This window comes from Roseomonas sp. TS2 (assembly GCF_058833935.1).
Window position 1 is genome coordinate 1 of the sequence record NZ_JCACVY010000167.1, and the last position, 9680, is coordinate 9680.

9 protein-coding genes and 2 tRNA genes are annotated in these 9680 nt (G+C 71.8%); 4 read left to right on the top strand and 7 right to left on the bottom strand.

The window, feature by feature from the left end; translation table 11 throughout:
- A partial coding sequence (locus tag ACZJYS_RS19560; RefSeq protein ID WP_493180024.1) for an RlmE family RNA methyltransferase occupies nucleotides 1-605 on the bottom strand: 605 nt, incomplete at its 3' end.
- 58 nt (nucleotides 606-663) lie between these two features.
- Nucleotides 664-1722 (bottom strand): Ppx/GppA phosphatase family protein, encoded by a 1059-nt coding sequence (locus ACZJYS_RS19565; protein ID WP_493180021.1) that lies wholly within the window; start codon nucleotides 1720-1722, stop codon nucleotides 664-666.
- A gap of 181 nt (nucleotides 1723-1903) precedes the next feature.
- On the opposite strand from ACZJYS_RS19565, the gene ACZJYS_RS19570 reads away from it, so the two are divergent.
- A tRNA-Gln gene (locus ACZJYS_RS19570) sits at nucleotides 1904-1977 on the top strand.
- Nucleotides 1978-2149: 172 nt separating this feature from the next.
- Here the strand turns inward: ACZJYS_RS19570 and ACZJYS_RS19575 are convergent.
- Complete coding sequence (locus ACZJYS_RS19575; protein ID WP_109517792.1) at nucleotides 2150-3628, bottom strand: NAD-dependent succinate-semialdehyde dehydrogenase; 1479 nt, start codon at nucleotides 3626-3628, stop codon at nucleotides 2150-2152.
- A 196-nt stretch (nucleotides 3629-3824) separates the two neighbouring features.
- Here ACZJYS_RS19575 and ACZJYS_RS19580 point away from each other — a divergent pair, with 196 nt between their 5' ends.
- Nucleotides 3825-3977, top strand: a complete 153-nt coding sequence (locus ACZJYS_RS19580; protein WP_099094782.1) for a DUF3309 family protein — start codon at nucleotides 3825-3827, stop codon at nucleotides 3975-3977.
- 47 nt (nucleotides 3978-4024) lie between these two features.
- On the opposite strand, the gene ACZJYS_RS19585 is transcribed toward ACZJYS_RS19580, so the two are convergent.
- From ACZJYS_RS19585 to glmU, 3 genes are all read right to left on the bottom strand, one after another.
- A complete protein-coding gene (locus tag ACZJYS_RS19585) occupies nucleotides 4025-4453 on the bottom strand; it encodes a hypothetical protein (protein ID WP_109517791.1) in 429 nt (142 codons plus the stop codon).
- Nucleotides 4454-4764: 311 nt separating this feature from the next.
- Nucleotides 4765-6588 carry a glutamine--fructose-6-phosphate transaminase (isomerizing) gene (gene glmS, locus ACZJYS_RS19590; RefSeq protein WP_379633662.1) on the bottom strand — a complete coding sequence of 608 codons (1824 nt, stop codon included), beginning with the start codon at nucleotides 6586-6588 and terminating at the stop codon, nucleotides 4765-4767.
- On the bottom strand, nucleotides 6588-7925 hold the full coding sequence (gene glmU, locus ACZJYS_RS19595) for a bifunctional UDP-N-acetylglucosamine diphosphorylase/glucosamine-1-phosphate N-acetyltransferase GlmU (protein WP_379648618.1): 1338 nt from the start codon (nucleotides 7923-7925) through the stop codon (nucleotides 6588-6590). The genes glmS and glmU overlap by 1 nt, the downstream gene beginning before the upstream one ends.
- A 90-nt stretch (nucleotides 7926-8015) precedes the next feature.
- Between glmU and gph the strand changes: the two genes are divergently transcribed.
- Nucleotides 8016-8666: a phosphoglycolate phosphatase gene (gene gph, locus ACZJYS_RS19600; protein WP_493180022.1), complete on the top strand. Its 651-nt coding sequence runs from the start codon at nucleotides 8016-8018 to the stop codon at nucleotides 8664-8666.
- A 4-nt stretch (nucleotides 8667-8670) separates the two neighbouring features.
- On the opposite strand, the gene ACZJYS_RS19605 is transcribed toward gph, so the two are convergent.
- On the bottom strand, nucleotides 8671-9444 hold the full coding sequence (locus ACZJYS_RS19605; protein ID WP_493180023.1) for a DUF3108 domain-containing protein: 774 nt from the start codon (nucleotides 9442-9444) through the stop codon (nucleotides 8671-8673).
- Between the two features lie 104 nt (nucleotides 9445-9548).
- On the opposite strand from ACZJYS_RS19605, the gene ACZJYS_RS19610 reads away from it, so the two are divergent.
- A tRNA-Val gene (locus ACZJYS_RS19610) sits at nucleotides 9549-9623 on the top strand.
- Nucleotides 9624-9680: the final 57 nt, after the last annotated feature.

A 9680-nucleotide genomic window follows, 5' to 3' on the forward strand; every position in this document is an offset into this window, starting at 1 on the left:
GCGCTGTCCTTGCGGCTGGAGGGAGGCTTGGCGTGCTTCACGCTGGCGAAGTCCCGCTTCAGCCGGTTCAGCAGGTCGCGCTCCGTGCCGCCCTGGAACACCTTGGCGACGAAGCCGCCGCCCGGCACCAGCACCTTGCCCGCGAAATCCAGCGCCAGCTCGACGAGTCCCAGGATGCGCAGGTGGTCGGTGGCGTTGTGGCCGGTGGTGTTGGGCGCCATGTCGGACAGAACGAGGTCGGCCGGCCCGTCCAGCGTGTCCAGCACGGCCTGCTCCACCGCCGCGTCCTGGAAGTCGCCCTGCAGCAGGGTGGCCCCGGCGATCACATCCATCGGCAGCAGGTCGAGCCCCACCACCTTGCCGCGCTCGCCCGCCTTCTGCACCGCCACCTGGGTCCAGCCGCCGGGCGCGGCGCCCAGGTCGACCACGCGCTGGCCGGGGTGGAACAGGCCGTATTTCTCATCCAGCTCGATGATCTTGAAGGCGGCACGGGACCGCCAGCCGGCCGCCTTGGCGGCGCGCACATAGGGGTCGTTGAGCTGCCGCTCCAGCCATTTCTGGCTGGCGGTGGTGCGGCCCTTGGCGGTGCGGAGGCGCGTGGTCAGGCCACGCCCGGCTCCGGTCGGAGTCTTCACGACAGGCAATTCCTCAAGAAGCGGTGTCTCAGGGCGCCGGGTGGGCGGCCCAGCGGGGCGGGTGGGCGGCACGGCGCAGCGGCGCGCGCTCCTGCCGCATCATGCGCAGCAGCATCCCCTCCCGCAGCCCGCGATCGGCGACGGTGACGCAGGAGGAGGGCCACAACCGGCGGATGGCGGCATAGATGGCGCAGCCGGGCAGGACGAAATCCGCCCGTTCGGGGCCGATGCAGGGATGCGCCCGCAGCCCTTCCCGCCCGAGATGGAACAGGTCGCGCAGCGCCTGGTCGGCCACCTCGATGTCCAGCACGCGCCCATCGACCAGCGGCCGGGAATAGCGCGGCAGCGACAGGGCGACGCCGGCCAGGGTGGTGACGGTGCCGCTGGTGCCCATCAGCCGCACGCCGCCGGCGCGCATCTCGCGGCCGATGCTGTGCACCCGGTCGAACTCGGTGAGCTGCTCGGTCACCTCGTCCACCACCCGGCCGAAGCCCTCCGGCGTGTAGCAGCACAGCCCCGCCCGTTCCGCCAGGGTGACGACGCCGAGCGGCAGAGAGACATAGCCGATCAGCTCCGCCTGCCCCCCCGCGCCGGCGCGGATCCAGGCGATCTCGGTGCTGCCGCCGCCGATGTCGAACAGCAGGGCGCGTCGGTCCTGCGGGCGAAGCAGGGGGGCGCAGGATTCCATCGCCAGCTCCGCCTCCTCCCGCGCCGTGATGATGCGGATGGGCAGGCCTGTGGCGGCCTGGGCGCGGGCAACGAAGGCGCGGCCGTTGCTCGCCTGGCGGCAGGCCTCGGTGGTGACGGCGAGCAGCCGCCGCAGCGGCCGGCGCAGCAGCTTCTGGGCGCAGGTCTGGAGCGCCAGCAGCGCCCGCTCCATCGCGCCCTCGGACAGGCGCCCCTCCCCCGCCAGCCCCTCGCCGAGGCGGACGACGCGGCTGTAGCTGTCCAGCACCCGGAAGGCGCCGGCCTGGGTGGGGGTGCCGACGAGCAGACGGCAGTTGTTGGTGCCGAGATCAATGGCCGCGAATGCACCGCCAGCGGCCGCGGAGGGCGGGTGGAAGCGGGCGACGGCAGGATTCGACACGGCATCTGGCATGGTATCAGGGGGCCTTTCCCGGCTCCGCCCGGGCAGGGGCAGAAGGGGGGCTTGCCAATGATCCGGCCTGCGGGCGCCCGGGGCAAGCGATTTCGCGCCGCAAAGCGGAATGGTTCAACACCCCCCTTGCAAGCCAATCTGGCGGGCGCTATATCGCCGCCAACGCCGTTGGGGAATAGTTTAACGGTAGAACTCCCGACTCTGACTCGGGCAGTCTTGGTTCGAATCCAGGTTCCCCAGCCAAGTTTTCCAACATGCTGAAATATTCCCAGGCTCTGGCACGGCATTCCGTGCGGGGCCTTTTTTGTATTCGACTGCGGCACTCATGCCGCGGAAAGCCGGCATCCTTCCTTTTTCCTGCGGCCATTTCGCGCGCAGGAAAGGCCGGGGAAGCACCCCTCCCCGGCCCGGTCGCTCAGCCGCCGATGCCGCCCAGCGCCAGATACTTGGTCTCGAGATATTCCTCGATGCCGTGGCTGCTGCCCTCGCGGCCGAGGCCCGACTGCTTGAAGCCGCCGAACGGCGCCTCGGCGGTCGAGATGATGCCCTCGTTGATGCCGATGATGCCGTATTCCAGCGCCTCGGCGACACGGAAGATCCGCCCCACGTCGCGCGAATAGAAATAGGCGGCGAGGCCGAACTCGGTGTCGTTGGCCAGGCGGATCGCCTCTTCCTCCGTCTTGAAGCGGAAGAGCGGCGCCACCGGGCCGAAGGTCTCCTCGCGGAAGATCACGGCGTCATGCGGCACGTTGGCCAGCACGGTGGGCTGGAAGAAATTGCCGCCCTTCTCGTGCGGCTTGCCGCCGGTGACGATGCTGGCGCCCTTCGACAGCGCGTCGGCGATGTGGTCCTGCACCTTCTTGACCGCGTCGGCATTGATCAGCGGGCCCTGGGTGACACCGTCCTCCATGCCGTTGCCAACCTTCAGCTTCTCCACCGCCGCCTTCAGCTTCTGGCTGAACGCCTCGTAGACGCCCTCCTGCACCAGCACCCGGTTGGCGCAGACGCAGGTCTGCCCGGTGTTGCGGTACTTCGAGGCGATGGCGCCCTTCACCGCCTCGTCGAGGTCGGCATCGTCGAACACGATGAAGGGCGCGTTGCCGCCCAGCTCCATCGAGGTCTTCTTGATGGTGGCGGCGCACTGCTCGAGCAGCACCCGGCCGACCTCGGTGGAGCCGGTGAAGGAGAGCTTGCGCACCAGCGGGTTGCCGGTCAGCTCCTTGCCGGTGCCGGAGGACGGGCCGGTGATGATGTTGCACACGCCCTTGGGCATGCCCGCGCGCTCGGCCAGCACGCCGATGGCAAGCGCCGAGAAGGGCGTCTGGCTGGCCGGGCGGATGACGCCGGTGCAGCCCGCCGCCCAGCCGGGGCCGGCCTTGCGGGTGATCATGGCGGCCGGGAAGTTCCAGGGCGTGATGGCGGCGAAGACGCCGACCGGCTCCTTGGTCACCAGGATGCGGCGGCCCTTGGCGTTCTGCGGAATGGTCTCGCCATTCACCCGGCGCGCCTCCTCGGCGAACCATTCGATGAAGCTGGCGGCGTAACCGATCTCGCCCTTCGACTCCGCCAGGGGCTTGCCCTGCTCGGCGGTCATGATGGCGGCCAGGTCGTCGGTGTTGGCCAGCATCAGCGCGGCCAGCTTCTTCAGGATGGCCGCCCGCTCGCTGGCCAGCATGGCGCGCCAGGCCGGCCAGGCGGCATTGGCCGCCTCGATGGCGCGGCGGGTCTCGGCCTGGCCCATGGCGGGCACGGTGCCCACCACCTCGCCCGTGGCCGGGTTGCGAACCTCCAGGCTCTTGGCGCTGTCCGCCTGCACCCATTCGCCGTCGATCAGGTTGGCCTGCCGGAACAGGTCGGGGTCTTTCAGCGGCAGCTTGGCAACGGTGTCGAGCATCGGGCTCTCCTTCCCTTTTCTCCGGCCCGCCGGAAGGCGGCTGACCGGGCGTTCCGGGAAAGGTAGGCGTGCGATGCCCCGCTGTCAGCCCACCTGCCGATGATCGCTGAAACCTGAGCGCAACACTTTCCGCCGCCCGGGCGTTGACCCGGCACGCCGGCAACCGCAGGCGCAGGCTACAAGGCTGGAGAACGCCATGGGTACGATCCTGCTGATCATCGTCATTCTGCTGCTGATCGGCGCGCTGCCGAGCTGGGGCTACAGCCGCGGCTGGGGCTACGGGCCCTCGGGTGGCCTTGGCCTGATCCTGCTGATCCTGATCGTGCTGCTGCTGATGGGCCGGATCTGACGCCGGCGGCCATCCCCCTCTCCTTTCGGGAGAGGGGGATGGCCGGCTCAGGCGGCGCTGGGGGCGGGCAGGCCCTGCACCGCGAGGTCCAGCGCCTCCAGCCATGCACCCGCCTTCAGGGCGCGGGCGATGCGGCGCGTCACGAACAGCCGCGGCCCCGACTTCTCCAGCACGATGGCGGCCCACACGGCCACCGCCAGCCCCGCCAGCGGCGCCAGATGCAGGTGCAGGAGCGCCACCAGGATACCGCCATGCAGCGGGGCCAGCCAGGCTGTCAGCACCATGGTCAGCGCCGCCACGAACAATCCGAGCGCGATCGTCAGATCCAGCCGTGCCAGGCGCGAGGCGGCGGCGACCTCCGCCTGCAGCCGGGGCAGCGCCACCCGGAGCGGGTCCTCGACCATCGGCGCACCGCCGCGGCTGGCCAGATAGCGGCGAGCGAGCAGTTCGGTGCGGGCGAGGCGGGTCCGACTCATGGCATGACGGCTCCGGAAGGTTGTGCTGCGACGCAGCATAGTCTCAGGTTGCCGTGACCGCCAAGCAATGGAAAGCGCCTCAGATCCGGTGGTGGAGGAAGGGGACGGCCGCCCGCTCCGCCGGAGCGGCGCGCCCTGCCACTGGGAACTCCGCATGGCATGGCGCAGTTCCGTCGCCCGGTGGAATAACCGGCGGAACAAGCCGCATCATCACGCCACACCCGGCCCGGCAGGCCCTAGGATATCGGGCCGGACCGCGGCCGGAGCGGCCGCCACCACCGGACTGCGCCCCGGCCAGGGGCGGGCGACCTTCACTCCACCGTCACCGCCTTGGCCAGGTTGCGCGGCTGGTCCACATCGGTGCCCTTCAGCACCGCCACGTGGTAGGCCAGCAGCTGCACCGGTATCGCGTGCAGGATGGGCGCCACGAAGGGATCGACCGTGGGCAGCACCACCACCCGTTCGGCGAAGCGGCGCAGCGCCGGGGCGCCCACCGCGTCGGTGAAGGCCATGATTCGGCCGCCGCGTGCCGCCGCCTCCTGCAAATTGGATGCGGTCTTCTCGAAGAGCGGGCCGGAGGGGCAGAGGGCGATCACCGGCACCGTCGGGTCGATCAGCGCGATGGGTCCGTGCTTCATCTCGCCGGCGGCATAGCCCTCGGCGTGGATGTAGCTCAGCTCCTTCAGCTTCAGCGCGCCCTCGAGCGCGATCGGGTAGAGGCTGCCGCGGCCGAGGAAAAGCACGTCCCGCGCCTGCGCCACCTCGCGCGCCAGCTCCAGGATCTCGGCGCTGTCCTCCAGCAGGGCGGCGGCATGGGCGGGCACCTCCAGCAGGGCGGCGGTCAGGCGCGCCTCCTCGGTGGCGGGCAGCGTGCCGCGCGCCCGGCCGAAGCCCAGCGCCAGGCTGGCCAGCACCGCGAGCTGCGCGGTGAACGCCTTGGTGGAGGCGACGCCGATCTCCGGCCCCGCCACGGTCAGCACCGTGCCATGGCTCTCCCGCGCCATGCTGCTCTCGGCCACGTTCACCACCGAGAGGATGCGCTGGCCGCGCTCGCGCAGCAGGCGCAGCGCCGCCAGCGTGTCCGCCGTCTCGCCGGACTGGCTGACGAGCAGCGCGGCGCCGCCCTCGGGCAGCGGCGGGTCGCGGTAGCGCAGCTCGCTGGCGATGTCGGCATCGACCGGGATGCGCGCCACCTGCTCGATCCAGTAGCGCCCGACCTGCGCCGCCAGATAGGCCGAGCCGCAGGCGCTGAAAGAGATCTTGGGCACCGCCACCGGGTCGAAGGGCAGCGCCGGCAGGGCCACGGCGCGGCTGGCCGGGTCGATATACTGGCGCAGCGTGTCGCCGAGCACGACGGGGTGCTCGTGCAGCTCCTTCTCCATGAAGTGCCGGTAATTGCCCTTGCCCACCGCGGCGCCGGAATAGGCGGTGAGCTTGATGGCGCGCTCCACCGGCCGGTCATCGGCGTCGAAGAAGCGGGCATCGCGATCGGAGAGCACCACCCAGTCGCCCTCCTCCAGATAGGCGACGCGGCGCGTCATGGGCGAGAGCGCCAGGGCGTCGGAGCCCACGAACATCTCGCCCTCGCCATAGCCCACGGCCAGCGGGCTGCCCTGCCGCGCGGCGATCAGGGTGCGAGGATGGCCGGCGAAGACCATCGCCAGCCCGAAGGCGCCATGGATCTTCTTCAGCGTGGCGGAGACGGCCTGCTCCGGCGTGGCGCCGCCGGCCAGCAGGTGGTCGAGCAGCTTGGCGACCGTCTCGGTGTCGGTCTCCGTCTCGAATTCCACGCCCTCGGCTTCCAGCTCGGCGCGCAGCTGGGAGAAATTCTCGATGATGCCGTTGTGCACAACGGAGACGCGGGCGGTGCCGTGCGGATGGGCATTGCGCTCGGTCGGCGCGCCATGCGTCGCCCAGCGGGTGTGGCCGATGCCGATGGTGCCCGCCAGCGGCTGGGCCTCCAGCGCATTCGCCAGGTTGACGAGCTTGCCCTCGGCGCGGCGGCGCTCGATGTGCCCGTTCACCAGCGTGGCGATGCCGGCGCTGTCATAGCCCCGGTATTCCAGCCGCCGCAGCCCTTCCAGCAGGCGCGGGGCGGCATCGTCCCGCCCCACCACACCGACGATCCCGCACATCAGCCCTTCTCCTTCCGGCGGGCGGCGCGGAAGGCCGCGGCCGCCCCGGGTTTCTCAGCCGCCCGCGCGCGGGCGAAGGCCAGCGCATCCGGCGCCACATCCCTGGTCAGCACCGAGCCGGCGGCGGTCATCGCGCCGTCGCCCAGCGCGATCGGCGCGATCAGCGTGGTGTGGGAGCCCACGAACACGCCGGCGCCGATCTCCGTGCGGTGCTTGGCGAAGCCGTCATAGTTGCAGGTGATGGTGCCGGCGCCGACATTGGTGCCCGCCCCCACCGAGGCGTCGCCCAGATAGGTCAGGTGGTTGGCCTTGGCCCCCTGGCCCAGCGCCACGTTCTTCAGCTCGACGAAATTGCCGACATGCGCGGCGGGCCCCACATCCGTGCCCGGCCGCAGCCGCGCATAGGGGCCGACCAGCGCGCCGGCGCGCACCACGCAGCCCTCCAGATGGCTGAAGGCCCGGATCTCGGCGCCGTCCTCCACCGTCACGCCGGGGCCGAACACCACATGCGGGCCCACCGTCACATCCTGGCCGAGCCGCGTGTCGTGGCTGAACACCACGCTCTCGGGCCAGGTCAGGGTGGCGCCGCCTTCCATGGCGGCGCGGCGCAGCGCCTGCTGCACCGTGGCCTCGGCGGCGGCCAGCTCGACGCGGCTGTTGATGCCGCGCAGCTCGGCCTCCGGCGCCTCCACCGCGACGACGCGCTTCCCCTCGGCCACGGCCAGCGGCACCACGTCGGGCAGGTAGTACTCGCCCGCCCGGTTCTCGTTGCGCACGCCGCGCAGCCAGCGGAACAGGTCGGCCGCCGGGGCGCAGAGCACGCCGGCATTGCACAGCCCGACGGCGCGCTCGGCCTCCGTGGCGTCGGCGTACTCGACGATGCGGGTGACGTTGCCGCTCCCGTCCTGCATCACCCGGCCATACTTCGCCGGGTCCTCCGGCCGCATGGCCAGCAGCGCGAGGCCGGCCCCCTCGCCGCCTTCCGCGCCGCGCGCCGCGCGCAGGCGGCGCAGCGTGGCGGGGCTGATCAGCGGGTTGTCGGCATAGAGCACCGCCACGTCGCCCGCGAAGCCGTCGAGCAGCGGCGCGGCCTGCAGGGCGGCATGGCCGGTGCCCAGGCGCTCGGCCTGCACGACGGTGGCGTGCGGCGCGGCGGCGCGCTCCAGCGCCGGCATGTCGGGGCCCACCACCACCACCAGGCGGTCGAACACCCCCTCGCAGGCGGCGATGAGGTGGCTGAGCATCGGGCGCCCGGCAATGGGATGCAGCGCCTTGGGCAGGCGGCTCTTCATGCGGGTGCCGAGGCCGGCGGCGAGCAGGATGGCGGCAGCATTCATGCCCCGCTTCTGCCTGGGAAAGCCAAGGCCCGGCAAGGGTTTCCGGCGTCACTTCGCATTGCCGCACGAAACATGGCATGAACCGGCGCCATGCAACGAACCGTGATCTTCGACCTGGACGGCACGCTGGTGGACAGCCGGCCGGACATCCACGCGGCGCTCAACCGGCTGATGCAGGCGCGCGGCCTCGCCCCCTTCACCCTGGCGGAGGTGACGCGCTTCATCGGCGACGGCGTGCCGGTGCTGCTCGCCCGCGCCTTCGCCGCGCGCGGCCTGCCGGCCGACCCCACCGCCCAGCCCGCCTTCCTGGCCGATTACGAGGCCAACGCCGCCGTCCACACGAAGCTGTTCGGCGGCATGGCGGCGGTGCTGGACGGGCTGGCGGCCGAAGGCTGGGCGATGGCCGTCTGCACCAACAAGCCGGAGAAGGCCGCACGCCTCCTGCTGGGGGCGCTCGGCCTGGATGGCCGCTTCGCGGCGCTGGGCGGCGGCGACAGCTTCCCCGTCCGCAAGCCGGACCCGGCGCATGTGCTGGCCACGCTGGCCGCGGCCGGCGGCACGCCAGGAGCGGCGGTGATGGTGGGCGACCACCACAACGACATCGCCGCAGGCCGCGCCGCCGGCCTGCCGGTGGTCTATTGCGGCTGGGGCTACGGTCTGCCGGAGATGGCGGAAGGCGCGCCGGTGGCGGACGGCCCCGCGGCCCTGCCCGCGCTGCTGCGGCGGGCGCTGGCCGGCTGAGGCCTCAGCTGGGGCCCAGTTCCAGCAGATAGGCGGTCAGCCGCCCCAGCCAGCGGCCCGGCATCTCCACCCGCACGGGCAGCACCGGGGCACCCGGGCGCGGGCTGGCCATCCAGGCGATGGCCTCCTGCGGCTCGCGCAGGTCCCGCTCGTCATCGTGGCGGAAGCCGGCGGTCTGGCGGCCGGTGAAGCCGCAGCGCACCGCCTCGCCGCTCCAGGCCTCGCGCCAGGGGGCGAGGCGGTCCCGCCCCAGGGTGCGGGCGGTGAACTCGGCGCGGCGGCGGCCGTCGAACACCGTGGCCTCGGCCTCGCAGCGGCCGGTGCGGGCCAGGTTGCGCGCCATCTGCGCCACCGGCGTCAGCGCGTCCACCGTGCCGCGCCACAGGGCGGGCGGCACCGGCTCCCGCTCCGGGTCCTCGGCCGGCACGAGGTGGCGCAGCGTGGCCTGACCGTCGGGGTATTCCAGCACCACCTGGCGCGGCTTGCCACGCCACACCCCATCCCCCACGAAACGCACCGGCTGGGCGCGATGCTCCCGCCACAGCCCCTCGACACGGTTGACCTGCCGCCCGGCGCTGAACCAGCGTGCCAGCCCGGTCAGGTGCACGGCGGATTCGATGCGGTAGTGGCGTGGCGAATCCAGGTCGAACATCACCTCCACCCGCATCACCTGCATGCCCGCCGCCTGCACGCCATAGACGGCCCGCAACGGTTCCGCCCGCCCCGGCAGGGGCAGGAAAAGCACGGCGGCGAGGAGCGGCAGGAGGAGACGGCGCATCCCGTTCAGATGATGCGCCGGGCGGGTGTTTGTAGATGAGGAATGATTGTGACCCCTGCTTGACACCTTTCCGGCCGCCCGTTATTTCCCCGCCCACACCCGATGGGTGCGTAGCTCAGCGGTAGAGCATCGCCTTCACACGGCGGGGGTCACAGGTTCAATCCCTGTCGCACCCACCATCGGGTCCTCGAATTTCCTGATCGTCAGGCTGCCAACGGGGCCGTGCATCGCACGGC

Coding starts and splice junctions, on each gene's coding strand:
- ACZJYS_RS19575 (WP_109517792.1), bottom strand. CDS start 3,628: ATGCTCGACACCGTTGCCAAGCTGCCGCTGAAAGACCCCGACCTGTTC.
- ACZJYS_RS19580 (WP_099094782.1), top strand. CDS start 3,825: ATGGGTACGATCCTGCTGATCATCGTCATTCTGCTGCTGATCGGCGCG.
- ACZJYS_RS19585 (WP_109517791.1), bottom strand. CDS start 4,453: ATGAGTCGGACCCGCCTCGCCCGCACCGAACTGCTCGCTCGCCGCTAT.
- glmS (WP_379633662.1), bottom strand. CDS start 6,588: ATGTGCGGGATCGTCGGTGTGGTGGGGCGGGACGATGCCGCCCCGCGC.
- glmU (WP_379648618.1), bottom strand. CDS start 7,925: ATGAATGCTGCCGCCATCCTGCTCGCCGCCGGCCTCGGCACCCGCATG.
- gph (WP_493180022.1), top strand. CDS start 8,016: ATGCAACGAACCGTGATCTTCGACCTGGACGGCACGCTGGTGGACAGC.
- ACZJYS_RS19605 (WP_493180023.1), bottom strand. CDS start 9,444: ATGCGCCGTCTCCTCCTGCCGCTCCTCGCCGCCGTGCTTTTCCTGCCC.